General features: G+C 68.0%; 25 protein-coding genes and 1 tRNA gene. 3 read left to right on the top strand and 23 right to left on the bottom strand.

Translation table 11 applies throughout. The annotated features are described in order from the left end of the window. Positions 1 to 61 precede the first annotated feature (61 nt). Together ACI7YT_RS09560 and polA are read right to left on the bottom strand one after the other, a co-directional pair. Complete coding sequence (locus ACI7YT_RS09560) at positions 62 to 1,735, bottom strand: DUF885 domain-containing protein (RefSeq protein WP_406250468.1); 1,674 nt, start codon at positions 1,733 to 1,735, stop codon at positions 62 to 64. 36 nt (positions 1,736 to 1,771) lie between these two features. Further along, positions 1,772 to 4,402, bottom strand: a complete 2,631-nt coding sequence (gene polA, locus ACI7YT_RS09555; protein ID WP_406250466.1) for a DNA polymerase I — start codon at positions 4,400 to 4,402, stop codon at positions 1,772 to 1,774. Between the two features lie 96 nt (positions 4,403 to 4,498). On the opposite strand from polA, the gene ACI7YT_RS09550 reads away from it, so the two are divergent. After that, positions 4,499 to 4,870 (top strand): hotdog fold thioesterase, encoded by a 372-nt coding sequence (locus tag ACI7YT_RS09550; protein WP_406250557.1) that lies wholly within the window; start codon positions 4,499 to 4,501, stop codon positions 4,868 to 4,870. A 22-nt stretch (positions 4,871 to 4,892) separates the two neighbouring features. On the opposite strand, the gene ACI7YT_RS09545 is transcribed toward ACI7YT_RS09550, so the two are convergent. Both ACI7YT_RS09545 and ACI7YT_RS09540 read right to left on the bottom strand, forming a co-directional pair. Next, positions 4,893 to 5,432 (bottom strand): GNAT family N-acetyltransferase, encoded by a 540-nt coding sequence (locus ACI7YT_RS09545; protein ID WP_406250465.1) that lies wholly within the window; start codon positions 5,430 to 5,432, stop codon positions 4,893 to 4,895. After that, positions 5,429 to 6,046 carry an ANTAR domain-containing response regulator gene (locus tag ACI7YT_RS09540; protein ID WP_376178168.1) on the bottom strand — a complete coding sequence of 206 codons (618 nt, stop codon included), beginning with the start codon at positions 6,044 to 6,046 and terminating at the stop codon, positions 5,429 to 5,431. Before ACI7YT_RS09540 ends, ACI7YT_RS09545 begins: the two co-directional genes overlap by 4 nt. A gap of 97 nt (positions 6,047 to 6,143) precedes the next feature. Here ACI7YT_RS09540 and ACI7YT_RS09535 point away from each other — a divergent pair. Both ACI7YT_RS09535 and ACI7YT_RS09530 read left to right on the top strand, forming a co-directional pair. Beyond that, positions 6,144 to 6,229, top strand: a tRNA-Leu gene (locus ACI7YT_RS09535). 58 nt (positions 6,230 to 6,287) lie between these two features. Beyond that, positions 6,288 to 7,094: an SDR family NAD(P)-dependent oxidoreductase gene (locus ACI7YT_RS09530; RefSeq protein WP_406250464.1), complete on the top strand. Its 807-nt coding sequence runs from the start codon at positions 6,288 to 6,290 to the stop codon at positions 7,092 to 7,094. Positions 7,095 to 7,136: 42 nt separating this feature from the next. Here the strand turns inward: ACI7YT_RS09530 and ACI7YT_RS09525 are convergent, their stop codons facing one another. The 19 genes from ACI7YT_RS09525 to fmt all read right to left on the bottom strand — a co-directional run bounded on the left by ACI7YT_RS09525 (position 7,137) and on the right by fmt (position 26,979). Further along, on the bottom strand, positions 7,137 to 8,012 hold the full coding sequence (locus tag ACI7YT_RS09525) for a hypothetical protein (RefSeq protein ID WP_406250463.1): 876 nt from the start codon (positions 8,010 to 8,012) through the stop codon (positions 7,137 to 7,139). Next, positions 8,009 to 8,575 (bottom strand): RNA polymerase sigma factor, encoded by a 567-nt coding sequence (locus ACI7YT_RS09520; protein WP_406250461.1) that lies wholly within the window; start codon positions 8,573 to 8,575, stop codon positions 8,009 to 8,011. Before ACI7YT_RS09520 ends, ACI7YT_RS09525 begins: the two co-directional genes overlap by 4 nt. Positions 8,576 to 8,667: 92 nt before the next feature. After that, a complete protein-coding gene (locus ACI7YT_RS09515) occupies positions 8,668 to 9,333 on the bottom strand; it encodes an esterase/lipase family protein (protein WP_406250459.1) in 666 nt (221 codons plus the stop codon). A gap of 55 nt (positions 9,334 to 9,388) precedes the next feature. Further along, positions 9,389 to 10,840 (bottom strand): pyruvate kinase, encoded by a 1,452-nt coding sequence (gene pyk / locus ACI7YT_RS09510; RefSeq protein WP_406250458.1) that lies wholly within the window; start codon positions 10,838 to 10,840, stop codon positions 9,389 to 9,391. A 54-nt stretch (positions 10,841 to 10,894) separates the two neighbouring features. After that, a complete protein-coding gene (locus tag ACI7YT_RS09505; protein ID WP_406250457.1) occupies positions 10,895 to 12,361 on the bottom strand; it encodes a glutamate synthase subunit beta in 1,467 nt (488 codons plus the stop codon). Continuing rightward, positions 12,354 to 16,874: a glutamate synthase large subunit gene (gene gltB, locus ACI7YT_RS09500; RefSeq protein WP_406250555.1), complete on the bottom strand. Its 4,521-nt coding sequence runs from the start codon at positions 16,872 to 16,874 to the stop codon at positions 12,354 to 12,356. The genes ACI7YT_RS09505 and gltB overlap by 8 nt, the downstream gene beginning before the upstream one ends. 142 nt (positions 16,875 to 17,016) lie before the next feature. Next, positions 17,017 to 18,042, bottom strand: coding sequence for a prolipoprotein diacylglyceryl transferase (gene lgt, locus ACI7YT_RS09495; protein WP_406250456.1), 1,026 nt, complete (start codon positions 18,040 to 18,042; stop codon positions 17,017 to 17,019). A gap of 10 nt (positions 18,043 to 18,052) precedes the next feature. Then, complete coding sequence (gene trpA, locus ACI7YT_RS09490; protein ID WP_406250455.1) at positions 18,053 to 18,859, bottom strand: tryptophan synthase subunit alpha; 807 nt, start codon at positions 18,857 to 18,859, stop codon at positions 18,053 to 18,055. After that, positions 18,856 to 20,064, bottom strand: a complete 1,209-nt coding sequence (gene trpB, locus ACI7YT_RS09485; protein WP_406250453.1) for a tryptophan synthase subunit beta — start codon at positions 20,062 to 20,064, stop codon at positions 18,856 to 18,858. Before trpB ends, trpA begins: the two co-directional genes overlap by 4 nt. Beyond that, positions 20,065 to 20,838: an indole-3-glycerol phosphate synthase TrpC gene (gene trpC, locus ACI7YT_RS09480; RefSeq protein ID WP_406250553.1), complete on the bottom strand. Its 774-nt coding sequence runs from the start codon at positions 20,836 to 20,838 to the stop codon at positions 20,065 to 20,067. A gap of 2 nt (positions 20,839 to 20,840) precedes the next feature. Further along, positions 20,841 to 21,071, bottom strand: coding sequence for an HGxxPAAW family protein (locus ACI7YT_RS09475; protein ID WP_406250451.1), 231 nt, complete (start codon positions 21,069 to 21,071; stop codon positions 20,841 to 20,843). A gap of 45 nt (positions 21,072 to 21,116) precedes the next feature. Beyond that, a complete protein-coding gene (locus ACI7YT_RS09470) occupies positions 21,117 to 21,704 on the bottom strand; it encodes a Trp biosynthesis-associated membrane protein (RefSeq protein WP_406250450.1) in 588 nt (195 codons plus the stop codon). Then, on the bottom strand, positions 21,701 to 22,057 hold the full coding sequence (gene hisI, locus ACI7YT_RS09465; RefSeq protein WP_406250448.1) for a phosphoribosyl-AMP cyclohydrolase: 357 nt from the start codon (positions 22,055 to 22,057) through the stop codon (positions 21,701 to 21,703). The genes ACI7YT_RS09470 and hisI overlap by 4 nt, the downstream gene beginning before the upstream one ends. Next, positions 22,054 to 22,815, bottom strand: a complete 762-nt coding sequence (hisF, locus tag ACI7YT_RS09460) for an imidazole glycerol phosphate synthase subunit HisF (RefSeq protein WP_406250446.1) — start codon at positions 22,813 to 22,815, stop codon at positions 22,054 to 22,056. Before hisF ends, hisI begins: the two co-directional genes overlap by 4 nt. Beyond that, on the bottom strand, positions 22,815 to 23,654 hold the full coding sequence (hisG, locus tag ACI7YT_RS09455) for an ATP phosphoribosyltransferase (protein WP_406250551.1): 840 nt from the start codon (positions 23,652 to 23,654) through the stop codon (positions 22,815 to 22,817). Before hisG ends, hisF begins: the two co-directional genes overlap by 1 nt. A 40-nt stretch (positions 23,655 to 23,694) precedes the next feature. Continuing rightward, entirely contained in the window at positions 23,695 to 23,958 is a 264-nt protein-coding gene (locus ACI7YT_RS09450) for a phosphoribosyl-ATP diphosphatase (RefSeq protein ID WP_406250445.1), read from the bottom strand. Next, a complete protein-coding gene (rpe, locus tag ACI7YT_RS09445) occupies positions 23,955 to 24,638 on the bottom strand; it encodes a ribulose-phosphate 3-epimerase (RefSeq protein WP_406250444.1) in 684 nt (227 codons plus the stop codon). Before rpe ends, ACI7YT_RS09450 begins: the two co-directional genes overlap by 4 nt. Beyond that, positions 24,635 to 26,062 (bottom strand): RsmB/NOP family class I SAM-dependent RNA methyltransferase, encoded by a 1,428-nt coding sequence (locus ACI7YT_RS09440; protein WP_406250442.1) that lies wholly within the window; start codon positions 26,060 to 26,062, stop codon positions 24,635 to 24,637. Before ACI7YT_RS09440 ends, rpe begins: the two co-directional genes overlap by 4 nt. Beyond that, positions 26,059 to 26,979, bottom strand: a complete 921-nt coding sequence (gene fmt / locus ACI7YT_RS09435) for a methionyl-tRNA formyltransferase (protein ID WP_406250441.1) — start codon at positions 26,977 to 26,979, stop codon at positions 26,059 to 26,061. Before fmt ends, ACI7YT_RS09440 begins: the two co-directional genes overlap by 4 nt. Between the last annotated feature and the right edge of the window lie 2 nt (positions 26,980 to 26,981).

Genomic DNA, 26,981 nt, shown 5'->3' with positions numbered 1-26,981 from the left:
TCCTATTCAGGTGAATGAACCATGGTGGTCGCCGCGGCATTCCCCGACGACCACCTGAAGCTCAGCGCAGCAGAGCCGTCCGCAGAGTGTCGAGGCCGACGCCGCCCATGTCGAGCGCGCGCTTGTGGAAGTCCTTGACGTCGAAAGCGTCGCCCCGGCTGGCCTGATAGGCGTCGCGCACCTGCTCCCAGATGCGCTGACCGACCTTGTAGGACGGTGCCTGCCCCGGCCAGCCGAGATAGCGGTTGACTTCGAACTGCACGAACTCGTCGGACATGTTCACGTTCTTGCGCATGAAGTCGAGCGCGTACTCGGCATCCCAGACGCCCTGCCCATCGAGGCGCGGCTTCTTCAGGTGCACGCCGATGTCCAGCACGACGCGGGCGGCGCGCATGCGCTGTCCGTCCAGCATCCCGAGCCTGTCGGCGGGGTCGTCGAGATAGCCCAGCTGCTGCATGAGCCGCTCGGCGTACAGGGCCCAGCCCTCGGCGTGGCCGGAGGTGCCGGCCAGGAGGCGTCGCCAGGAGTTCAGCTCGGTGCGGTTGTACACCGCCTGGGCGATCTGCAGGTGGTGACCGGGGACGCCTTCGTGGTAGACGGTGGTGAGTTCGCGCCAGGTGTCGAACTCGGTCACACCCTCCGGAACCGACCACCACATGCGCCCTGGGCGGGAGAAGTCGTCCGTCGGTCCGGTGTAGTAGATCCCACCCTCCTGAGTCGGAGCGATCATGCACTCGAGCGTGCGGATCTCCTGGGGGATGTCGAAATGCGTGGCGCCCAGCTCGGCGACCGCCCGGTCGCTCGTCTCCTGCATCCAGCGCTGCAGCGCCTCCGTGCCGTGGAGCTTGCGCGCCGGATCGGCCTCGAGATGTGCGACGGCCTCCTCCACCGTTGATCCGGGGAGGATCTCGTTCGCGATCGCGGTCTGCTCTGCGACCATGCGCCGCAGCTCTTCGATGCCCCATTCGTAGGTCTCGTCGAGATCGATCGTGGCGCCGAGGAAACGGCGCGAGTTGAGCGCGTACAGCTCGCGACCGACGGCATCCTCGTCGCCTGCCGCGTCGGCGAGACCCGTCGCGAGGAACGAACGGAGCTCGTCGTACGCGACCCTGGCCGCGGACGCGTTGTCGGCGAGAGTCCGTGCGAGAGACGCGGGCAGTTCGCCTTCGTCGGGCGTCGCCTCGGCGACGAACGCGGCGAAGAAGCCGTCGTCGGCTGTGTACCGCTCGATCTGCTTGGCCACCTCGACCGCCTGGCGCCGCGCAGGGGTCACGCCTCGGGGGATGCCCTCGCGCAGCGTCGCGGTGTAGCCGCGCAGCGCGGTCGGGATCGCGGCCAGGCGCGTGGCGATCACATCCCAGTCGTCGGAGGACGCCGTGGGCATCAGGTCGAACACCGATCGGATGTCCTGCGGCGCCGATGCGATGACGTTGAGATCCCGCAGATGCCACTGGGCATCGTGCAGCTCGAGCTCGAGACGCAGTTCGCTGCCGAGATCGGCCTTGGTGACTTCGTCGACGGCATCGGCGGGCTGCAGCGCGTCGAGCTTCGCCAGCGTGCGGCGGACCTCGGACGCGTAGTGGTCCTGGCCCTCTGGGCTCAGATCTGCGTAGCGGTCGTTCGCCTCATTGCGTCCGATGTACGTGCCGAGCGTCGGCGCGAGGAGGGTGAGATCGTCGACCCATTCCTCGGCGACCTGATCGATCGCGGTGGGTGTGCGCGGAGTTGTGGTCATCCGCCCAGCGTACTGCGCACCCCGCCGCGGCCGTGGTCAGTGCGCGGCCTCGTTCCAATCCCTGCCGCGTCCGACCTGGACATCGAGAGGCACCGTCAGCTCGGCCGCACCGGCCATTCTGGTGCGCACGATCTGCTCGGCGGCATCCCACTCGCCGGGGCCGACCTCGACCACGAGTTCGTCGTGGATCTGGAGGAGCACTCGTGAGCGCAAGCCGGCGGTCACCAGATCATCGTGGATGCGGAACAGGGCGATCTTCATGATGTCGGCCGCGCTGCCCTGGATCGGCGCGTTGAGGGCCGCGCGCTCCGCATTCTCGCGCAGCACGCGGTTCGGGCTGGTGAGATCGGGGAACGGCCGGCGGCGGCCGAAGATCGTCTCGGTGTACCCGACCTCCTTCGCCGCGAGAACCGAGGCGCGCAGATAATCGCGGACCGCGCCGAAGCGGGCGAAGTACTCCAGCATGAGCTGCTTGGCCTCGGACTGCTCGATGCGCAACTGCTTGGACAGGCCGAACGCGCTCAGTCCGTAGACCAGGCCGTACGACATCGCCTTGACCTTCGTACGCATGGCGGAGGTGACCTCGGCCGGGTCGACGCCGAACACCCGGGCGCCGACGAAGCGGTGCAGATCTTCGCCGCTGTTGAACGCCTCGATGAGTCCTTCATCGCCCGACAGATGCGCCATGATCCGCATCTCGATCTGCGAGTAATCCGCCGTCAGCAGGGTCTCGTAGCCCTCGCCGACCTCGAACGCGCTGCGGATGCGCCGGGACTCCTCGGTGCGCACCGGGATGTTCTGAAGGTTCGGATCGGTGCTGGACAGACGCCCGGTCTGGCTGCCGGTCTGCACGTACGTGGTGTGGATGCGGTGGTCGTCCTTGATCGCCGTGTCGAGCGATTCGATGATCTGTCGCAGCTTGGTCGCCTCGCGATGCTGCGAGAGCTGCTCGAGGAAGGGATGCGGGCTCTTCTCCTGGATGTCGGCCAGCGACGCGGCATCCGTCGAATACCCGGTCTTGGTCTTGCGCGTCTTCGGCAGCTGGAGTTCTTCGAACAGGACCTCCTGCAGCTGCTTGGGAGACCCGAGATTCACCTCGCGGCCGATGGTGGAGTACGCATCCTGAGCGATCAGGTCGGCTCGGGTGGCGAGCTCCCCCGAGAACGTCGAGAGCACGTCGTGCGATACGGCGACACCGGCGATCTCCATGTCGGCGAGCGTCAGCAGCGTCGGCAGCTCGATGTCGGTGAGCACGGTAGCCACGGACTCCGGGATGTCCTCGCGCAGCGCCGTGGCGGTACGCAGGGTGAACCAGGCCTCCTGGGACGGCGTGGCGCCGTCGGTCTCGGGGACGAGCTGCGTCGGATCCGCCTCCGGCAGCTTCTCGCCGAGATAGCGCTCGACGAGATTCCCGAGCGTCTTGTCGGGAAAGCTCGGCCGCAGCATCCAGCCGGCGAGGATCGTGTCGTAGGTCAGGCCGCCGACGCGGATGCCGGAACGCAGAAGCGCCTTCACCTGAGGCTTGGCCTCGTGCATGACCTTCGGTGAGTCGGCCTCCAGCCAGGGGCGCAGGATGTCGGCTGCCGCCTCGGTCCAGTCGCTCTCGCGCAGATCCGTCGCTCCGGCGACTCCGATCCGGATGGGCATCCCCCCGGCGAGGACGAGTGTGACGGCGAGTTCGCCGTTCTGTGCGGCGAGCCAGTCGGCGAGCTCGGCCGCCGAGGACTCCACGGGTGACGGCAGCACCACGGCCGGCGAATCGTCTGCGACGGCGCCGGCGCCGACCGCCTCGAACACGCGCGGCAGCAGCGTGCGGAACTCCAGACGGGCGAAGATGTCGCGGACTGCTTGGGCGTCGATCGGGGCGACGGTGAGGTCGGCTGGTCCGAACGGGAGCTCGACATCGGTCAGCAGCCGATTGAGCTTGCGGTTGCGGCGGACGTCTTCGATGTGATCGCGGAGATTGCCGCCCACGACGCCCTTGATCTCATCGGCACGGTCGATCAGTTCGTCGAGGCTGCCGAACTGGGTCAGCCACTTCACGGCCGTCTTCTCCCCCACCTTGGGCACCCCAGGGAGGTTGTCGCTGGTCTCGCCGACCAGGGCCGCGATGTCGGGATACTGCTCCGGACGCACGCCGTAGCGCTCCTGGACGGTGATCGGGTCGTAGCGCTTCAGCTGAGACACGCCCTGCACCGACGGGTACAGCAGCGTGACCTCGTCGTTCACGAGCTGGATCGTGTCCCGGTCGCCGGACACGACGAGGACGTCGAAGCCCTGGGCGGACCCCTGCTTCGCGAGCGTTGCGAGGATGTCGTCGGCTTCGATGCCCTCCTTCGTGAGGACCGGGATGGACATCGCGGCGAGACAGTCCTGCAGCAGCGGGATCTGCCCGCGGAACTCCTGCGGCGTCTCGGACCTCGTGGCCTTGTACTCGGGGTACTCGTCAGTGCGGAACGAATGGCGCGACGTGTCGAAGGCGATCGCCATGTGCGTCGGCTGCTCGGTCTTGATGAGGTTCACGAGCATCGACAGAAAGCCGTAGATGGCGTTGGTGTGCTGATTGTCCTTCGTGGTGAAGTTCTCCACCGGGAGGGCGAAGAAGGCACGATAGGCGAGCGAATGGCCGTCGACGACCATGAGGGTAGGCTTTGCGGAGTCCGTCACCCTGTCAGCCTAACGAGGACGACAGACACGCGCTGAGGAGGATCGGTGAGCGACAGCATCCAGACGACCGGCTTGGAGTGGGCGACCGCCCGTGGCATGGGAGCCCTGGCCGAGAAGATGGGGATCGAGTTCACCGAGTTCGCGGTCGAGCGCGCCGTCGCGACCATGCCGGTCGAGGGGAACACCCAGCCGGTCGGTCTCGTGCACGGTGGCGCGTACGTGGTGCTGGGCGAGTCGCTGGGGTCGATGGCGGCCAACCTGCACGCCGGCCCTGGAAAGCTCGCGGTCGGCGTCGACATCAATGCGACGCACACGCGCTCGGCGACCTCGGGCGTCGTCACCGGGGTGTGCACGCCGCTGCATCTCGGGCGCAGCATCACGGTCCACGAGATCGTCGTGACCGACGATCAGGGGCGCCGCTGCTCGACGATCCGCATCACGAACATGATCAAGGACATGCCCGCCTGACGGCCGTCTCGGCGCGGCGGATTCAGTCGAACAGGATCCGCTGGAACAGCAGGTGATCCTGCCACTCCCCCGCGATCCGCAGATACTTCGGCGCCATGCCGATCCGCTCGAATCCGTTGGCCGCGAGAACGCGCTGGGATGCCGCGTTGTCGAGCAGGGTCGCGGCCTGGAGGCGATGCAGCGCGAGCTCGGTGCTGGCGTGATCGATCACGACGGCGATCGCGCGGCTCATCAGTCCGCGGCCGGCGAGCGACGCATCGATCCAGTACCCGAGATCCGCGCTGTGGAACGCGCCGCGCACGATGTTCGAGATGTTCGCCACGCCGACGATTCTTCCGTCGTCGTGGACCAGGACGAAGCGAGCTGCTCGTCCGTCCGCGCCGTCGCGCAGGTGCTGGGCGACGAGCGCCTCATGCCACTCGACCGTGTAGAAGCTCTCCTCGCGGACAGGATCCCAATAGGCCAGATGCGCACGATTGGCGTCGTAGGCGGCGGCGTAGGCTGCCGCATCTCCGGACGCGACCGGGCGAAGGCGGATGCCGTCGCCGAGGTCGAAGGTCACTTCTTGGGAGCGAGCTGCTCGATGATCGCCTTGGCGACGTCCTGCATCGTGAGCCGACGATCCATCGACGCCTTCTGGATCCAGCGGAACGCCTCGGGCTCGGACAGGCCCATCTTCTCGTTGAGCAGGCCCTTGGCGCGATCGACGAGCTTGCGGGTCTCGAAGCGCTCGACCATGTCGGCGACCTCGGCCTCGAGCGTGATGATCTGCTCGTGACGAGCGAGAGCGATCTCGATCGCCGGCAGCAGGTCGTTCGGGGTGAAGGGCTTCACGACGTACGCCAGAGCACCGGCCTCGCTCGCCCGCTCGACGAGCTCCTTCTGGCTGAAGGCCGTCAGCAGCACCACGGGCGCGATGTTGCCCTTGTGGAGCTTCTCGGCGGCACTGATGCCGTCCAACTGCGGCATCTTGACATCCATGATGACCAGATCGGGACGCAGCTCGGTCGCGAGCGCGACAGCGGTCTCGCCGTCGCCGGCCTCACCGACCACATCGAATCCGTTGTCTCGCAGGATCTCGACGATGTCGAGACGGATCAGCGATTCGTCTTCGGCGACGACGACGCGTCGCGGAGCGGATGCCGTGGACTGTTCAGCCTGTTCTTCGGTCACCAGTTCATTCTACGGGAGAGCGGGCGCTGTCCGGACGACGGCGCGTCGAACGCGGTGGAGACTCCATGATCCTGCGCTACAGTCGTAGACGCGATACAGGGCCGGCGTGGCGGAATGGCAGACGCGGAGCACTCAAAATGCTTTGTCCGAAAGGGCGTGTGGGTTCGAGTCCCACCGCCGGCACCAGAATCGCGATCGCGACGTGAAGCGACACCAAGGTGCCTCCAGAGGATAGCGTGACCTCATGCCGCCATTGTGGAAGCTGGACGGCCGCTTCGCGGTGGTCACCGGAGCTGCGTCCGGGATCGGACGATCACTGATGTTCGAACTGGTCCGCAGGGGCGTTCACGTCGCTGCGGTCGATGTGAACAGAGCGGCCCTCGACGCGACTGTGCGCGAAGCGCAAGCGATCGACGATGCCATCGGTGTCAGCGGACACGTCTGCGACGTCGCCGATCGCGATGCAGTGCGCCGTCTGCAGCACGACGTCGCCGCAGCGCATGAGACCGATGTTCTGCACCTGCTGTTCAACAACGCCGGCGGCATCGGCGGAATGTCGTTCGTCACCGCTTCGGAGAGGGAGTGGGAGCGCACGTTCGCCGTGTCGTGGGAGGGTACGTACAACTGCACTCGCGAGTTGCTCCCCATGCTGATGGCCGCCGATCAAGGTGCGGTCGTGAACATTGCGTCGGTGAACGCGCTCTGGGCCAGCCTCGGGTCGCGAACCCCGCACTCCGCATACTCGTCGGCGAAGTTCGCTGTGCGTGGGTTCACCGAGTCTCTGATCGTCGATTTCCAGCGCAACGCCCCGCACCTCTCCGCTGTGCTGGTTCTCCCCGGTCACGTCCGCACAGCAATGCCTGCGCCACCGCGCACGTGGCGACGCGCGCTGGGCGCGCCTTTCACCGACTACGAGCCGGTGTCGAGCACATCCGCCGCAGAAGCGATCCTTCGTGCTCTCGATCACGGCGAGTGGCGGGTCATCATCGGTGACGATGCGGCGGCTGTCGACGAGCGCGTCCGCGCCGACCCGTGGTCGGCCTACGACTGACGTGTGTCAGACCCGCCGGGTAAGGATGCTGGGGCGAACGCCTCATCCCCCGATGCTGAAGGCCCCGATCTGCGTGATGCCGTCCGATGCGTAGACAGGGATCGTCCAGCCGTCCGGATACTTTTCGGCGGTCTCCTCCTGCCACTGCAGCGCCTCCTCCGGAGTCGACGGAAGGCCTTCGTGGTCGGGGCTTGTCGCGTTGAGTTGGGTCGCCAGTGCGTAGCCTTCGACGGCGGTTCCGTCGGGCGCGATTCCGACAACGCTCACGAGGTCGGGTTCGCCTTCTGTGGAGCCCGTGACACCGAAAGTCTGACCGTCGGCGTTGACGCCGAGTCGGGTGGGGACGTGGGCGACGTACTGGACCGTCACGATCCCGGTGAAGTCCGAGGGAGTCAGGTACAGCGTGTCGACGGAGTCGTCGAGAGGGAAGTCGTACCACGTGACGCCGGGGTGACGGGAGATTTCATCAGCAGACCACGAACTGGAGGGATTGTTCCCTTCGGGATCCGTGCCCCAATCGAGGGTCCCCGACACCGTGGCACTGATCGTGACTCGAGCGTGCGTGGCCGCGTCGGGACGCTCCTCCAGCGAGATCTCGGTGGAGGTTTCGATGGGTCGAGTGATCGGCTCGCCGAGCAGCGAGATGATCGGCGCTCCTGGTATCACGCCTGGGGGCGCTGCGACAGCATCTGAATAGTCGGGCACAGGCTGCCCCGCTGGTTGCGCCGGCATCTCAGTGAACGCTCCTGTTGCGGCGAAGGCTCCCGCTGACGCTCCAGCACCTGCCAGGACTCCGGCGAGGACGAATCCCGACGCCCACAGGGCCCGCCTGCGACGCGGCGCCGGGTTCTCGGCCACATGGTTGATGAGGTTCGCTCGAATGAGTTCGGCGCGCTCTGGATCGAATCCGACCATCATGATCCTCCTTCAGGTATCAGGTGCGGAGAGACGGCGGATCGCAACCTCGTGCGGACACGAACGAGCCGCATTTTGGCAGCGGATTCCGTCAGGCCCAACGCAGCCGCGGCCTCGCGGATCGTGAATCCCTCCAGCGCCGTCATGGCGAGAAGCTTCGCGTCCGTCGGGCGGGCGGCGGACATGGCCGCCCTGAGCGCGACCGTCCGCTCGTCGGTGCGTTCCGCGACCTGATCGGCATGATCAGGTACAACCGATGGCGCCGGCAATGCCGCGAGGAAGCGGTCATAGCGGCGTCTCGCTCGGGCGGCATTACGGGAGACGTTCTGAGCGGTGACGATCAACCACGGCAACAGTGATCCATCGACGAACCTCACCGCGCCGCGGCGGCGCCACAACTCCAGGAAAGTGGCTGCAGTCAGATCCTCCGAGTTGCTGGAGGTGTTGCCACTTGCGATCAGATGGCGGTGCACACGATCGCGGTGGCGATCCCAGATCGTGCCGTACTGGCGAATGTCGCCGGACAGCACCGACGCCCACACGACCTCGTCCGAATCATCCCTCACACTTCATAATGTCCGCACCCACGCGAATGGTCACAATGCGCCTGGTCCGCGATCAGACAGGCTCAGCGTGGTCGGTCGTGGTCGGGCGGCTCTCAGTCCGCGAGTTCCGCGAGCTCGGCAAGAACACGAGGATGCTCGAGCACCCAGAAGTGCCCGCCGGCGTCGAGAGGCACGTTCTTCGCCCCCGGGAGCTCACTGCCCTCGGGGATGTGCGGATCGAAGCGCGGATAGACCGAGACGATCCTGGCGTTCGCCTCCTGTTGACGGGCGAGCTCGATGATGTCCGGGTCGAGCGGCGAGAACGCGCGCAGCGTTCGCCACGGCATGATGCGCGCGTAGCGTGATCCACCGAACGGCGTCGCGATGGCCAGCATCGAGCGCACCCTCGTGCCCTCCGGGCCTGCCATGGCGAGCTTGCCGGCCAGACCGCCCTTGCTGTGCGCGACGATGATCGCATCCCGCAGGTCGGCCTCCGCGAGAAATGCAGTGACATCCTTCGCGAGCTCGACGATCGGTCGGCGATTGCGATGCAGCGCTTTGACGACGTGCACCGGGTGCCCGAGCTCGTGCATCGCCGCGACGAGCGGGCGCATGAACTGCCACGTCTCGTAGACGCCCGGGAGCACGATGATCGGCGCACGCGATCCGTCGGCGAACGACGCGGGATCGGTGCGATCGACGGCGGCTCGCGCCTGCCACGCGATCGCATACGCGTAGTCGCGGATCCACCAGCCCGCTCTGCGCAGGAGGCGCTTCATCGGAGCACCATCGAGGGGAGCGGGATCTCGACCCCGCTCCCCTCGATGCCGCGCATCAGACCCCTGCGGCCTTGTAGATCGGAGCGGCGCCGCCGACGGCATCCCCGACCTTGTGGACGCGGATGTCGTTCGTCGAGCCGATGAGTCCTGGGGGGGATCCGGAGATCACGACGACCTTGTCGCCCTCGGCGGCGAGGCCGTTGCCCAGCAGGTACTCGTCGACCTGGTGGAACATCAGGTCGGTGTGCTGGACGACCTCTACGAGGTTCGAACGGATGCCCCAGGTGAGCGCCATACGACGGCGGATGCCGGGCTCCGGCGTGAACGCGATCATCGGGATGCGCGAGCGCAGCCGCGACAGCCGGCGTGCGGAGTCGCCCGACTGCGTGAACACGCACAGGAACTTCGCATCGACGAACTCGGCGACCTCGAGAGCGGCGAGCGTGATCGCTCCACCCTGGGTCTTCGGCTTGTTGGTGAGCGGCGCGATGCGCTCCAGACCGTGCTCCTCGGTCGAGGCGACGATGCGCGCCATGGTCTCCACGACCACGATGGGGTACTCCCCCACGCTCGTCTCGCCCGACAGCATGACAGCGTCCGCGCCGTCGAGGACGGCGTTGGCGACGTCGCTGGTCTCGGCGCGCGTCGGCACCGGGCTGGAGATCATCGACTCGAGCATCTGCGTCGCGACGATGACCGGCTTCGCGTTGCGGCGGGCGAGCTCGACCGCGCGCTTCTGAACGATCGGAACGGCCTCGAGGGGCAGTTCGACGCCCAGGTCGCCACGAGCGACCATGATGCCGTCGAAAGCGTCGACGATCTCCTCGAGGTTGTCGACGGCCTGCGGCTTCTCGATCTTGGCGATCACGGGGACGCGGACGCCCTCCTCCGCCATGATCTCATGCACGCGAACGACATCGGAGGCGTTGCGGACGAAGGACAGCGCGATGAGGTCGGCGCCGATCTTCAGACCCCAGCGGAGATCCGCCTCGTCCTTCTCGCTCAGCGCGGGGACGTTGACCGCGACGCCCGGGAGGTTGATGCCCTTGTTGTTCGACACGGCGCCGGCGACGATGACCTTCGTCGTGACGACGGTGCCGTCGGTCTCGACGACCTCGACGCGGACCTTGCCGTCGTCGATGAGGAGGAAGTCTCCCGGCTTGACGTCCTGCGGGAGACCCTTGAACGTCGTACCGCAGATCTCGCGGTTTCCGATGATGTCCTCTGTGGTGATCTTGAAGATGTCACCCACCTCGAGCTCGTAGGGGCCCGCCTCGAACTTGCCGAGACGGATCTTCGGGCCCTGCAGGTCGACGAGCACGGCCACAGCCTTGCCTGCGTCGTCGGCTGCGCGACGCACGTTGGCGTAGTTGGCGTCGTGAACGGAGTAGTCGCCGTGGCTGAGGTTCAGTCGGGCGACGTCCACTCCGGCTTCGATGATGGCCCGCACGTTCTCATAGGAACTCGTGGCGGGACCGAGGGTGGCGACGATTTTCGCGCGTCTCAACAGAAGTCTCCAGGGTAGAAGAGGAATAGAACTGGCGACGGTGCCGCAGTCAGCCTACGCGGGCTGCAGGCCGATCGCGACATCCGTCGGACGCACCGGTGCAGGCAGCACCGTCTCGCCCATCAGGAAGCGGTCCACGCTCGCCGCAGCGGCGCGTCCCTCGGCGATCGCCCACACGATGAGCGACTGCCCGCGACCAGCGTCACCGGCCACGAACACACCGGGGATCGTCGACTCGTAGGAGTCATCGCGCCGGAAGTTCCCGCGGTCGGTCACCTGCGGACGAGTCTCCTCGGTGTAGCCGTCCTGCTCAGGGCCGGTGAAGCCCATCGCGATCAGGACGAGGTCCGCGGGGATCTCGCGCTCGGTGCCGCTCTTGGGCACGCGGCGTCCGTCGACGAACTCGGTCTCGGCGACACGCAGCGCGCGCACCTCGCCGGCGTCATTGGACAGGAACTCGACGGTCGATGCGAGATACATCCGTTCGCCGCCCTCCTCGTGCGCGGACGACACCTCGAAGACCGTCGGCATCATCGGCCACGGCTGGTGGTCGGGACGCGTGTCGCCCGGCTGGCGACCGATGGCGAGGTTCGTGACGCTGAGCGCGCCCTGACGGTGCGCTGTGCCGATGCAGTCGGCTCCGGTGTCACCGCCGCCGATCACGATGACGTGCTTGCCCTCCGCCGTGATCTGGTTGGCGACCTTGTCTCCGGCGACCGCGCGGTTCGACTCGACGAGGTACTCCATCGCGAAGTGCACGCCGTCGAGGTCGCGGCCGGGAATGGCCAGGTCACGGGGAACCGTCGAGCCGGTGGCGATCACGACCGCGTCGTACCTGGCACGCAGATCGGCCCAGCTGATGTCCTTGCCGATCTCGACACCGGCGCGGAAGCGTGTGCCCTCCTCCTGCATCTGGCGAAGGCGCGCCTCGACGTGGCTCTTCTCCATCTTGAAGTCGGGGATGCCGTAGCGCAGCAGACCGCCGATGCGGTCGTCGCGCTCGAACACGGCGACGGTGTGACCGGCGCGCGTCAGCTGCTGAGCCGCCGCGAGCCCCGCAGGCCCGGAGCCGACCACGGCGACGGTCTTGCCGGTCAGACGCTCCGGCGGCTCGGCCTCGACCCAGCCGTGCGAGAACGCCTCGTCGATGATCGACACCTCGACCTGCTTGATCGTCACAGCCGGCTGATTGATGCCGAGCACGCACGAGCTCTCGCAGGGGGCAGGACACAGCCGGCCGGTGAACTCCGGGAAGTTGTTCGTCGCGTGCAGGCGCTCGATCGCCGAGCGTCCCTCGCCGCGCCAGGTGAGATCGTTCCACTCCGGGATCAGGTTGCCCAGCGGGCATCCGGAGTGGCAGAACGGCACACCGCAGTCCATGCAGCGGCCGGCCTGACGGCGCAGCACCGCCTGGTCGCCCGGTTCGTAGACCTCTTTCCAGTCCATGATCCGCACCGGGACGGGACGACGAGCAGGCAGCTCGCGCTCCGTCACCTTCAGAAAGCCCTTGGGGTCAGCCACCTGTCACCTCCAGGATCCGGTTCCAGATGACGTCGCCGTCCGGGTCGAGCCCGGCCTGCTCCGCCTCCTGGCGCATGTTCTGAACCGCAGCGAAATCGCGCGGCAGCACCTTGACGAACTCGTTCGCGACGGTGTCGAAGTCGGCGAGCATCTCTGCCGCCAGGGGGGATGCCGTGCGCTCGACGTGCTCGGTCAGCAGACTCCGCAGCACTTCGAGGTCGGCGCGATCGAGCTGCTCGAGACGCAGTTCGCCGCTGTCCAGGGACTGTGCGTTGATCTTGTCGGTGCGCAGCGCATGGACGTAGGCGATACCGCCCGACATCCCCGCGCCGAGGTTGCGCCCCGTCGTGCCGAGGATCACGGCCAGACCACCGGTCATGTACTCCAGAGCGTGGTCTCCGACGCCCTCGACGACAGCCGTGGCTCCGGAGTTGCGCACCAGGAACCGCTCGCCGACGACACCCGAGATGAAGATGGTCCCGCTCGTGGCGCCGTAGCCGATGACATTGCCGGCGATCACGTTCTCCTGAGGCACGATCGTCGCGCCGCGCGGCGGACGGATGGTGATGTCACCGCCCGACAGCCCCTTGCCGACGTAGTCGTTCGCGTCGCCTTCCAGGCGCAGCGCGATACCGGAGGGCATGAACGCGCCGAGCGACTGCCCGGCGGTTCCCGTCAGGGTGACGTCGATCGTCTCGCGGGCCAGGCCTGCGGCGCCGTACCGCGAGGTGACCTCGTGGCCCAGCATCGTGCCGACCGCCCGCTCGGTGTTGCGGATCGGCAGCTCGATGAGCACGGGAGATCCGTCTTCGAGCGCCTCCTGCGCCATCTCGATGAGCTGCACGTCGAAGTGCGCGTCCAGCTCATGATCCTGCTCGCGTCCGCTACGTCGGGGCTCGGATGCCGGGAAGACCGGTCCTTCGAGAATCGGCGACAGGTCCAGCCCGTCGGCCTTCCAGTGCTCGATCGCGGCGTTGGTCTCGATGAGGTCGCTGCGTCCGATGATCTCGTCCAGCGAGCGGTAACCGAGTTCGGCGAGGATCTCACGCACCTCTTCGGCGATGAACTCCATGAAGTTCACGACGAATTCGGGCTTGCCCGTGAAGCGCTCCCGGAGCACCGGGTTCTGCGTCGCGACGCCCACAGGGCACGTGTCGAGGTGGCAGACGCGCATCATGATGCATCCGCTCACGACCAGCGGAGCCGTGGCGAAGCCGAACTCCTCCGCACCGAGCAGTGCGCCGATGACCACGTCGCGACCGGTCTTGAGCTGGCCGTCGACCTGGACCACCACGCGGTCGCGCATGCCGTTGAGCATCAGCGTCTGCTGCGTCTCGGCGAGACCGAGCTCCCACGGGGTACCGGCGTGCTTGAGCGAGTTCAGGGGGCTCGCACCCGTTCCGCCGTCGTGTCCGGAGACCAGGATGACATCGCTCAGCGCCTTCGCGACGCCCGCCGATACCGCACCGATGCCGGACTGGCTGACGAGCTTGGTGTGGATACGGGCCTCGGGGTTGGCGCGCTTCAGGTCGAAGATCAGCTGCTTGAGGTCTTCGATCGAGTAGATGTCGTGATGCGGCGGAGGCGAGATGAGCCCGACCCCGGCGGTCGCGTGACGAGTGCGCGCGACCCAGGGGTACACCTTGCCAGGCGGCAACTGGCCGCCCTCACCGGGCTTGGCACCCTGGGCGAGCTTGATCTGGATGTCATCCGCCTCGGTGAGGTACTGACTGGTCACGCCGAAGCGGCCAGAGGCGACCTGCTTGATCGAGCTGCGCCGCTCCGGGTCCACGAGACGGTCCGGCTCTTCGCCGCCCTCGCCCGTGTTCGACTTGGCGCCGATGCTGTTCATCGCGATCGCCAGCGTCTCGTGCGCCTCGCGCGAGATCGAGCCGTAGCTCATGGCTCCCGTCGAGAAGCGCTTGACGATCTCGCTCACCGGCTCGACCTCGTCGAGCGGGATCGGCTTGCGATGATCGGTGCGCAGCGAGAAGAGCCCGCGGAGGGTCTTCAGCTCGGCCGCCTGATCGTCGACGAGCTTGGTGTACTCGCGGAAGATGTCGTAGCGGCGGGTGCGGGTCGAGTGCTGGAGACGGAAGACGGTCTCCGGGTTGAAGAGGTGCGGCGAACCGTCGCGGCGCCACTGGTACTCGCCACCGGTCCACAGGCGCTCATGAGCGCGTGCCGCGGCGTCCTCGGGGTAGGCGTAGTCGTGACGGGCCTGATTCTCGGTGTAGACCTCATCGACGCCGATGCCGCCGAGCTTCGTCTCGGTGCCGGTGAAGTACGCGTCGATGAACTCCTGGCTGAGGCCGACGGCTTCGAACACCTGGGCGCCCGCGTACGACGACACCGTGGAGATGCCCATCTTCGACATGATCTTCAGCACGCCCTTGCCGAGCGCGTAGATCAGGTTGCGCACGGCCTTCTCGGGTGAGATGCCGGTGATGAATCCGGTCCGGACGAGGTGCTCCACCGTCTCCATGGCGAGGTACGGGTTCACAGCGGACGCGCCGTAGCCGATGAGCGTGGCGACGTGGTGCACTTCGCGGACATCGCCGGCTTCGACGATGAGCCCCACCTTCATGCGGTTCTCACGCCGGATGAGGTGGTGATGGATGGCGGAGACCATCAGCAGCGAAGGGATCGGGACGAGGTCCTTGTTGGAGTCGCGATCCGACAGGATCACGAACTCGGCGCCCTCCTCGATCGCGGCATCCACTTCGGCGCACATCTCCGCGATGCGGGCGGGAAGCGACTGCGGCCCGGCGTCGAAGTGGTAGAGACCACGGATCGTCACGGACCGGCGAGCGTCCATGGCCTTGTCGATGTGACGGATCTTGGCCAGTTCGTCGTTGTCGATGACCGGGAAGTCGAGCGTCACCGTGTGGGCGTGCTCCGGACCCCAGCTGAGGAGGTTGCGCTCGGGGCCGAGGCCCAGCCTGAGGCTCGTGACGACTTCTTCGCGGATCGAGTCCAGCGGCGGGTTCGTCACCTGCGCGAACTGCTGCGTGAAGTAGTCGAACAGCAGCCGAGGACGCTCGCTCAGGACGGCGATCGGAGTGTCGGATCCCATGGCACCGAGCGGCTCGGCTCCGTTCTGCCCCATCGGGGTCAGCAGGATCCGCACCTCTTCCTCGGTGTAGCCGAACGTGCGCTGACGGCGGGTGATGGATGCCGGCGGATGCACGATGTGCTCGCGCTCCGGCAGATCTGCCAGCCGGACGGAGCCCTCGTCGAGCCACTCCTGCCACGGGTGCAGTGCGGCCAGCTGCTGCTTGATCTCGGCATCCTCGACGATGCGGCCGGCGGCCGTGTCGACGACGAACATCTTGCCCGGCTGCAGACGACCGCGGCGCTTGATGCGCTCCGGCTCGAACTCGAGGACGCCGGTCTCGGAGCCGATGACGACCAGACCGTCCGTCGTCTCCGTCCAGCGTCCTGGACGCAGGCCGTTGCGGTCCAGCGTGGCACCGACCAGGGTGCCGTCTGTGAAGATCAGCGCGGCCGGTCCGTCCCACGGCTCCATCTGGTTCGAGTGGTACTCGTAGAACGCGCGCAGTTCCGGTGAGATGTCGGTCTGCTTCTCGTAGGCCTCCGGCACCATCATCAGGATGGCGTGCGGGAGGCTGCGGCCCGTGAGCGTGAGCAGTTCGAGGACCTCGTCGAAGGACGCCGAGTCGCTGGCGCCATCCGTGCAGATGGGCAGCAGCGGGCGAATGTCACCGAGGAGCTCTGACTCGAGCTGCGACTGGCGGGCGCGCATCCAGTTGCGGTTGCCGCCGACGGTGTTGATCTCGCCGTTGTGCGCGAGCATCCGCAGCGGCTGCGCAAGCGGCCACGACGGGAACGTGTTGGTGGAGTAGCGCGAGTGCACGACGGCGAGCTCGCTGGCGAAACGCTCGTCCTGCAGGTCGGGGTAGAACGGCTCGAGCTGCAGCGTCGTCACCATGCCCTTGTAGCCGAGCGTGCGGCTGGAGAGCGAGACGAAGTAGGCGCCGATCTCATGTCCGGCGCGCTTGCGCAGCCGGTAGGCGACACGGTCCAGCTCGATGCCGGACAGCGTGGATGCGTCGCCGGCGGCGGGGCGGGCGACGAAGAGCTGCTCGAAGGCGGGGCGCGCCTCGTCGGCGAGCTTGCCGAGGTGCTCGTTGGCCGTGGGGACGACGCGCCAGCCCAGGACCGTGAGGCCTTCTTCGCGGGCGATCTTCTCGACGCCGGCCTTCTGGGTGCGTCGCTCCCCCGCGTGCAGCGGGAGGAAGGCGAGTCCGACGGCGTATTCGCCGACCGGGGGAAGGTCGAATCCTGCCACAGCACGGAGGAACTCGTCGGGCATCTGGGTCAGGATGCCCGCGCCGTCTCCGGTGCCGGCATCCGAGCCGATCGCGCCGCGGTGCTCCAGGTTGCGCAGGGCTTCGAGCGCCTGCTGGATGATGTCGTGGCCGGGCGTTCCACGGAGCGTGGCGACCATGGCAAGACCACAGGCGTCCTTCTCGAACGCCGGGTTGTACATGCCCTGCTTCGGGGGGTAGGCGCCGGAGGCGCCGTAGGGAGGCTGGAAGTACACCAGTTACCGTCCTCAGATATTCAAGTGACACCGGGGACGACGTCGGCCCGCTCGTTCAGTGCAATGGATCTCCCGCTACAAGGCGGCTTTATCGGGCGCCTGCCTCGTTCGTGGGAGCGGTGCTTGTGGCGGTGGCTCCTGCGGTGACCTCTTCGGCCGGAGGCTCGCTCACGTCGACGAAGTCAGAGGGATTGTCCTGCGATTGTACATCAGCGTCGACATCCTTCCGGCTGTAGCCGGGCTGGTACACCGAGCTCTCGCGACCGGGGTGACGGCGCGTCTGGACGATGAGGATCACGATGCCGACGACGACGCCGATGATGGCCGCCCAGACATTGCTGCGCAGGCCGAGGATGATCTCGCTCGGGTCGATCCGGATGGACTCCCAGACGATGCGACCGGCGCTGTACCAGATCAGATAGACGGCGAACAGACGACCCCACTGGAAGTAGAGGTTGCGGCCGAGCCACAGCAGCACGAGGACGCCGATGCCGTTCCAGATGACCTCGTAGAGGAAGGTCGGGTGGAACAGCGTGCCATCGGCGAGTCCAGGGGGGAACGCCGGGTTGTCGGATTCGATCTCGAGTCCCCACGGGACGTCGGTCGGCAGACCGAACAGCTCGTGGTTGAACCAGTTGCCGAACCGCCCGAGCGCCTGCGCCAGCAGCAGACCGGGGGCCAGCGCGTCCGCGAAGCTCCAGAACCGGATCTTCGTCCAACGGCAGCCGAGCCATGCGCCGATCGCACCGCCGATGAGCGCACCGTAGATGGCGATGCCGCCCTCCCAGATCGCCCAGATGGAACCGGGCTGGAAGGGATTCCACGTGTTGATGCCCTCGCCGAAGTAGTCGTTCGGGTGGGTGAAGACGTGGTAGAACCGGGCCGCGATGATCGCCAGCGGAACCGCGATGATCACGATGTCGATCACGATCCAGGGCTCAGCGCCGCGCTTGGTGAGGCGGTGGTTGGTCATCAGCGTCGCGGCGATGATGCCGGCGATGATGCAGAGCGCGTAATAGTAGATCGTCACCGGCCCGATCGAGAACGTGTTCTCGGGCGGGCTCGGGATGCTGGTGAGCACGCCGGTCAGTGTGCTGGAGAGCGCGAGGGACATGAGTGCGATTCTAGTTTCTCTGGTCGGAGCTGGTGGACAGCGGAGTTCCGGCTGCCAGGGCGCGTGTCGTGGCGGCGAGGCCGTCCAGGCCGCCGTCTCGGAGCGCGCGCACGAGCGCGGTGCCGACGATCGCGCCATCGGCGTACTCGAGCACGCCGGCGATCTGCGCGGCCGTGGAGATCCCGATGCCGACGCAGGCGCGGTTGTCGCCGTGCTCGCGCAGGCGGGCGACGAGAGTGCGCGCGGCCTTGTCGAGCTCGGCGCGCTCCCCCGTGATGCCCATCGTCGAGACCGTGTAGATGAACCCCGTCGACGAGGAGGACACGAGATCGAGCCGCTCATCGGTCGATGTGGGAGCTGCGAGGAAGATGCGGTCGAGTCCGGTCCGCTCGCTCGCCGCGATCCACTCGGCCGCGGCCTCCGGCGTGATGTCGGGCGTGATGAGCCCCGAGGCGCCCGCGGCGAGCAGGTCGTCGGCGTAGCGGTCGACGCCGTACTGCACGACAGGGTTCCAGTACGTCATGACAACGACCGGCACGTCGGTGGCCGCGGTGATCGCACGCAGCGCCGTGAAGAGGTCCTTCGTGCGGTACCCGGCGGCGAGGGCCGCTTGGGTGGCCTCCTGGATCAGGGGGCCGTCCATGACGGGGTCGCTGTAGGGCGGACCGAGTTCGATGACGTCGACGCCGTTCTCGGCGAGCGTGATCGCCGCCTTGACGCTGGTGTCGAGATCGGGGTAACCCACCGGGAGGTAGCCGATGAAGGCACCGCGTCCGGCCTCGTGCGCGCGCCGGATGGCGTCTTCGACACGGCTCATGCGCCGGACTCCTCGTCGTACAGCTGGAAGTATCGGGCTGCGGTGTCCATGTCCTTGTCGCCGCGGCCGGACAGGCACACGGCGATCAGGCCGTCAGGTCCGAGCTCGCGACCGATGCGGATGGCACCGGCCAGCGCGTGCGCGGACTCGATCGCCGGGATGATCCCCTCGGTCCGGCTCAGCAGCCGCAGAGCCTGCATGGCCTCGTCATCGGTCGCCGGGATGTACTCGGCGCGCCCGATGTCCGCGAGCCACGAATGCTCCGGTCCGACGCCCGGATAGTCGAGCCCGGCCGAGATGGAGTGCGATTCGACCGTCTGCCCGTCCTCGTCCTGAAGCACGTAGGTGCGCGCGCCGTGCAGGACGCCGGGGCGTCCGCGTTCGATGGATGCCGCGTGCTGGAGCGTGTCGACGCCGTCACCGGCCGCCTCGACGCCGTAGAGCTTGACCGCTTCGTCGTCCAGGAACGCGTCGAACATGCCGATCGCGTTGGAGCCTCCGCCGACGCAGGCGACCACGGCATCCGGCAGCCGACCGGCCGTTTCGAGCAGCTGCTCGCGCGCCTCTTCGCCGATGATCTTCTGGAAGTCGCGCACCATCGCGGGGAACGGGTGCGGGCCAGCCGCGGTGCCGAAGATGTAGTTCGTCGTCTCGACGGTGGCCACCCAGTCGCGGTAGGCGTCGTTGATCGCATCCTTGAGGGTGCGCGAACCGGTCTTGACGGGGACGACCTCGGCGCCGAGCAGACGCATACGGGCGACGTTGAGCGCCTGACGCTCGGTGTCGACCTCGCCCATGTAGATTGTGCAGTCCAGGCCGAACAGGGCAGCCGCTGTTGCGGTCGCGACGCCGTGCTGGCCCGCACCGGTCTCCGCGATCACGCGGGTCTTTCCGAGACGGCGGGTGAGCAGCGCCTGCCCCAGCACATTGTTGATCTTGTGGCTGCCGGTGTGGTTCAGATCCTCGCGCTTGAGGAAGATCCGCGCTCCCCCGGCGTGCTCGGCGAAGCGCTGAACCTCGGTCAGCGCCGACGGGCGACCGGCGTAGCTGCTGAGCAGGTGCGCCAGCTCGGCGCGGAACGCCGGATCGGCGATCGCCTGCTCGTAGGCGACGGTGAGTTCGTCGATCGCGGCGATGAGGGACTCCGGCATGTACCGGCCGCCGAACTCGCCGAAGAACGGTCCTGGCTGATCGCGCAGACTCACTTATCCGACCTCCAGAAAACGGTGCAGGGTGGCGACGGGGTCCCCGGTGACGAGCGCCTCGCCGATCAGCACGACATCCGCGCCGGCGCCACGATAGTGCGCGACGTCCTCGGGCGAGAGCACCGCGGACTCGGCGATCTTCGTCGTCCCGTCGGGGATCAGGTGCGCGATGCGGCTGAACAGGTCGCGGTCGAGCTCGAGGGTCTTCAGGTCGCGGGCATTGACGCCGATGAGCGGAGCACCGAGATCGACGGCCACCGAGATCTCATCGGCGGAGTGCGTCTCGACCAGCGGAGTCATCCCGAGCTGGGTGATGAGGTCGAACAGCTCGCTGAGCACCGGGCGCTCGAGTCCGGCGACGATCAGAAGCGCGAGGTCTGCTCCTGCCGCTCGTGCCTCGAACACCTGGTAGGGCGTCGCGATGAAGTCCTTGCGCAGCACGGGAAGCGACACGGCGGCCGTGACGGCCTCGAGATCGGCGAGGCTTCCGCCGAACCGGCGCTCCTCGGTCAGCACGCTGATCGCGGATGCGCCGCCGGTCTCGTACAGCGATGCCTGGTGCGCCGGGTCGGGGATCTCGGCGAGAGCGCCGCGTGACGGGCTGGCGCGCTTGACCTCGGCGATGATCTTGACGCGGGATGCCGGGGCGAGCGCCGCGCGGGCGTCCTTCGCAGCCGGACCAGCCAGTGCGGCGTTCTCGACGTCGGCGAGCGGCCGCGTCAGCGCACGACGCTCGGCGTCTTCGACAGCGCCGGCCGTGAGGTCGGCGAGCACCATTAGTGCGCCTTCGGCGAGTACTTGGGGCCCTTCACGCCGTAACCGGCCTTCGCGAGGATCCAGCCGAGGAGTGCGCCGATGACGATGACGCCGACCGAGATCCAGACGAACAGCGGCTGCTCGAAGCAGAACGCGACAGTGCCGGCGGCGACGCCGATCAGCATGACCACGACAGCGGTCCAGGCGGCAGGCGAGTGTCCGTGGCCGGGGTCTGCGATGGCGTTGCTCATGGGGATTCCTCCGGGTCGATGGCGGGCTTCGTCAGTCTATCGGTCTCAGCGCGTCGGGTCGGTTCCGCGCGACAGCTCGTCCCAGGAATCGATCGCGTCGACAGGGCCGGATGCCTTCGTCGCATCCGCGTCGGTGCGGAAGCGTCGGCCGCCGGACTTCCAGCCGCGCGCCGTGAGCACGACGAAGACGGCGCCGGCGATCAGCACAACCCATCCGATAAGAGCGATCACCGGCCATGCCGTGGGTTGGACCGCATCCACGAGGTCGGCGATCGCCGCGTCGCCGGCGAGGCCCGTCAGTTCGGTGACCGTCGCCGCCACCGCGCTGAGCGGACGATTCACCAGCAGGTCGAGCGTCGACCAGCCCAGCAGGATGCCGATGGCTGCGCCCAGGGCGGCGAGCACGTACCGCAGCACCGGCCCGACGATCGCGAGCACGGCCGCCAGCGCAAGAACGGCGAGGCTGAGCGGGGTGAGCAGGGGAAGAGCCTGCGCGCCGGTGACGAGGATCGGCTCGGCGGCGTCGTGGCGCGCGGCGATGAGCCAGGTCTGCGTCGAGGAGAGCACCCCTGCGCCGCCCGCGGCGAGGAAGCCGAGGACCGCGATGGAGCGTCCGCGTCCGGCGAGGCTCATGCGTCCGCCGCCGGAACGGGCTCCAGGTCCGTCGTATCGAAGCAGGTCCGCGTCCCGGTGTGGCACGCGGGGCCGTTCTGGTGCACCTGCAAGAGGATCGCGTCGCCGTCGCAGTCGAGTCGCGCGCCGTGGACCAGTTGCGTGTTGCCCGAGGTGTCGCCCTTGCGCCAGTACTCCTGCCGCGAGCGGGACCAGTAGGTCGCACGGCCTTCCGTGAGGGTGCGGCGCAGCGCCTCGGCGTCCATCCATGCGAGCATCAGCACTTCGAGAGTGTCCCACTGCTGGACGATGACGGGCGCGAGGCCGTCGGCGTTGAAGGCGACCTGAGCGATGCGCTCTTCCACGTCGCTCATCGGACCAGCACCCCCTCGGCGCGCAATGCGTCCTTCACATCGCCGACCGTGAGGGCTCCGGTGTGGAACACGCTCGCGGCGAGCACGGCATCCGCTCCGGCCTTGATCGCAGGAGCGAAGTCGGATGCCTTGCCCGCACCGCCCGACGCGATCACCGGCACGGCGGCGACTTCGCGCATGAGGCGCACGAGCTCGAGGTCGAAACCGTCCTGGGTGCCGTCGGCGTCGATCGAGTTGACCAGCAGCTCCCCTGCCCCGCGCTCGGTGGCCTCGCGGGCCCATTCGAGCGCGTCCAGGGTGGTCTCCGTGCGTCCGCCGTGGGTGGTGACGACGAAGCCGGAGGGCGTCGTGGGTGAGCGCTTGACGTCGAGCGAGAGCACGAGCACCTGCGCGCCGAACCGGTCGGCGATCTCGCCCACGAGCTCGGGGCGCGCGATGGCGGCGGAGTTGACACCGATCTTGTCCGCACCGACCGCGAGCAGTCGTGCGACGTCGTCGACGCTGCGCACTCCCCCGCCGACGGTCAGCGGCACGAAGACCTGCTCGGCCGTGCGCTGCACCACGTCATAGGTCGTGGTGCGCGCGTCGACGGTGGCTGTGACGTCGAGGAAGGTGATCTCGTCGGCGCCCTGTTCCGCGTAGTGCGCCGCCAACTCGACCGGGTCGCCCATGTCGCGCAGGTTCTCGAAGTTCACGCCCTTAACGACGCGACCTGCCGCGACGTCGAGGCACGGGATCACCCGGCTCGCGAGAGCCATCAGAGCCTCGCGGCGTGGATCGCGGTGACCAGCAGCGCGCGCGCACCGAGCGCGTAGAGCGCGTCCATCACCTGGTTGACGCCCTTGCGGGGGATCATCACGCGCACGGCGACCCAGGTCGGGTCCTTCAGCGACGAGATCGTCGGAGACTCGCGCCCCGGCGTGATCGCGACGGCCTGGTCGACGAGGTCGGCCGGCAGGTCGTAATCGAGCAGCACGTACCGGCGGGCGACGATCACGCCGCGCAGACGTCGGAGCAGAGTCTCGGTGCCGTCGGCGTCGCCGGGGCGACTGATCAGCACGGCCTCGGACTCGATGATGACGGGGCCGAAGATCTCCAGGCCGGCCTGTCGGAGCGTCGTGCCGGTCTCCACAACGTCGGCGATGGCGTCGGCCACGCCGAGGCGCACAGCCGACTCGACGGCGCCGTCCAGCGGGACGAGCTCCGCCTCGACGCCGTGCTCGCGCAGGAAGGCGTCGACGAGACCGGGGTAGGCCGAAGCGACCCGCACACCGGCGAGATCCTCGATGCCGTGGAACGCTCCCGGAGGTGCCGCGAAGCGGAACGTGGAGTGGGCGAAACCGAGCGCCTGGATCTCACGCGCCTGCTGGGGCACGTCCTTGAGCAGATCGCGTCCGGTGATGCCGACGTCCAGCGCGCCGGAGGCGACGTAGGTGGCGATGTCGCGTGGGCGCAGGAAGAAGAACTCGACGTCGTTCTCGGCGTCGATGACGTGCAGAGTCTTGGAGTCGCGTCGGCCGGCGTAACCGGCTTCAGCGAGCATCTCGGCGGCTGTCTCGGACAGCGAGCCCTTGTTGGGAACGGCGATGCGCAGCATGGGGGTCTTTCGGTCGAGGAGTGCGAGAGGGCGGAGCGGCTCAGAGATGTCGGTAGACATCCTCGAGGCTCAGTCCCTTCGCGATCATCATGACCTGCACGTGGTACAGCAGCTGCGAGATCTCCTCGGCAGCGGCGTCGTCGGATTCGTACTCCGCGGCCATCCAGACCTCGGCGGCCTCCTCGACGATCTTCTTGCCGATCGTGTGCACGCCGCCGTCGAGCTCCGCGACGGTACCCGATCCCTCTGGTCGGGTCTCGGCCTTGATACGGAGCTCGGCGAACAGCTCGTCGAAAGTCTTCACGATTCCAGGCTAGCGGCTCGCGCGAGGTCCCTGAGCCCTGTGATGGCGTCCTCGATGTTCTCCGCGCCGTAAACGGCGGAACCGGCGACGAAGGTGTCGGCTCCGGCGGCGGCGGCCTGGTCGATCGTCGCGGCCGAGATGCCGCCGTCGACCTGGAACCAGACGTTCGATCCGCGTCGGCGCGCTTCGTCCACCAGCGCGCGCAGCTTCGGCATCGTCTCGGGCATGAAGCCCTGGCCTCCGAAGCCGGGCTCGACGGTCATCACGAGGACCTGGTCGAACTCGTCGAGGATGTCATAGAGCTGATCCCCCGAAGTGCCGGGCTTGATCGCGATGCCGACGCGGGCTCCGATGCTGCGCAGGCGACGTGCCAGAGCGATCGGTTCGTGTGCCGCTTCCAGATGGAACGTCACACTGGCAGCACCCAGCTCCGCGTACTCCGGAGCCCAGAGGTCGGGGTCGCTGATCATCAGGTGCACGTCGAGTGGCACAGGACTCGTGGCCTGGATGCGCTCGACCATCTGCGGGCCGAACGTCAGGTTGGGGACGAAGTGGTTGTCCATGACGTCGACGTGGACGAAGTCGGCCGTAGCGATGCGGGCCAGTTCCGCCTGCATGTTGACGAAATCGGCTGCCAGGATGCTGGGGTTGATGCGCGGGGCGTCTGGGAGCGTGGTCATCGGGATCCCTTCTCGGCGCGCTGCAGCAGCGCGAGGAACATGGCGTCTGTGCCGTGGCGATGCGGCCACAGCTGCACCCGGCCGGAGCCGTCGGATGCGAGATCGATCGGCGACCGACTGATTCCGGCGATCACGGCGCGCGCGTCGAGCTCGACGAGATCGTCGCGTTCACGGAGGACCTCCGACACCACGCCCGTCGTCTCGGCGAGATGCGGCGAGCACGTCACGTACGCGACGACGCCCCCGGGGCGCAGCGCATCGGCCGCTGCGACGAGCAGCTCCTTCTGCAGACCGGTGAGGTCGGCGACGTCGGCCGGTGTCTTGCGCCAGCGCGCCTCGGGTCGGCGGCGCAGCGCGCCCAGACCGGTGCACGGCGCATCGACGAGGATGCGATCGAACTCGGCGGGACGCGACGCTGCGAGTGCACGTCCGTCCTGGACGTGCACCGGCACGTCACCCGGAATCGGTCGCAGAGCGTTTCGTACGAGGCCGGCGCGGGCCGGGACGACCTCGTTCGCCTCGAGGTGCGCGCCGTGGGCCTGTGCGATCGCGGCCAGCAGTGCGGTCTTGCCGCCGGGGCCGGCGCAGAGGTCGAGCCAGCGCTCGCTCTCGTCGATCGGCGTCGCCGCCGTCAGCGCGAGCGCGACGAGCTGCGAGCCCTCGTCCTGCACCCGGACCGCGCCCGCGGACTCTCCGAGATAGGCGTGGGGATCGCCGCCGGGCGCGCCGAAGGCCGTCGGTGCATACGGACGTCGAGGCTCGGCGGGCTCCGCGAGCCCCGGAAGCGCGGCGAGCGTCACCTCTGGTGAGACGTTGTCGGCCTCCAGGAGCGCCTCGAGCTCGTCCGCGCGGCCCTCGGCCGTGAGGGCGCGTCGCATTGCTCTGATCACCCAGACAGGATGCGCGGTGCGCAGCCCAAGGCGTTCGTCGTCCGAGCGCGCCTCTGCGGTGATGCGCTCCTCCCACTCCCCCGGCGTGTCACGGGCGATGCGCCGCAGCACGGCGTTGGCGAACCCGGCCGCACCGCGGCTGTGCGCGGCGGCGAGGTTGACGGACTCGTTGACAGCGGCGTGCGACGCGACCCGTGTGGCGAGCAGCTGGTGCGCGCCGAGCCGGAGGGCGTCGAGCACCGGAGTATCGATCTCCGCGGCATCCCGCCCCGCCGCCGACGAGATGATCGCGTCGTACGTGCCTCGGCGTCGGAGGGTCCCATAGGTCAATTCGGTGGCGAGTCCGGCATCCTGCGGGGAGAGTCCGGCCTCGGTGATCGCCCCGGGCAGGAGCAGGTTGGCGTAGGCATCCGACTCCGTCACGGCCCTGATCACGTCGTAGGCGACGCGTCGAGCGACCTGGACGCTCCGGTCCGGCCGCGCGTGACCACCGGGGCGCGAGGGGCGTCGCGATGAGCGCTGCGGACCGCTCATGATCCGGCCACCGTGCTCTCGCCTTCGCGCCGCCCTCGCCACCAGTCGGCGGCCGCCATCGCCGCCTTGCCTGCCGGCTGCACCCTCGTCACGGCCAGCGGGGTCGTCCCGGTGCCGATCAGCACCTCGTGCTTCGTGCCGACCATGGCCCCAGGTGCCAACTGCTCCGAGTCGTCAGCCGGATGAGCGTCGAGGATCTTCAGCCGCGCGCCGTCGATGCTCGTGTGCGCACCCGGCTCGCCGGTCACGCCGCGGAAGCGCGCGTGGACCTCGTCCAGCGGACGGCTGAAATCGAGCAGGCCGTCCTCGAGCGTGAGCTTGGCCGCATGCGTGACCGTGCCGGTCTGCGGCTGCGCGCGAGCGGTTCCGGCTTCGATCGCATCGACCACCTCGGCGGTCAGCGGAGCACCGGCCGCAGCCAGCACCTCGAGTGCGACATCGGCGGTGGCATCCGCGGGCACGTCGAACACGCGCGATGCGTAGACGTCGCCGGCGTCCAGTGCCTCGACGAGCTGGAAGACGCTGGCACCGAGCTCTGCGTCACCGGCGATCAGCGCGCGCTGCACTGGTGCGGCACCGCGCCACGCAGGCAGGAGCGAGAAGTGCAGGTTGATCCAGCCGAGATCGGGCGTGGAGAGCAACGGTTCCCTGACCAGCCCGCCGTAGGCGACGATGACTCCGAGCTGCGGCACTGCGGCGGCGATCAGCCCGGTCGCCTCGGCATCCAGACGCGCGGCCTTAATGATGGGCAGCCCGAGCTCCTCGGCGGCGAGAGCGACCGGGGACGGGGTGAGCACCCGCTTGCGTCCCAGTGGTGCATCAGGACGCGTGACGACTGCCACGATCTCGTGGCGCTCTGCGAGCAGCCGCAGAGTGGGGACGGCGACGGCGGGTGTGCCGGCGAAGACGAGGCGCATGA

Source organism: Microbacterium sp. M (assembly GCF_045181065.1).
Lineage (GTDB): Bacteria > Actinomycetota > Actinomycetes > Actinomycetales > Microbacteriaceae > Microbacterium.
Note: the sequence above shows the minus strand (reverse complement) of the source record. Positions and strands in the feature narration are given on the sequence as shown.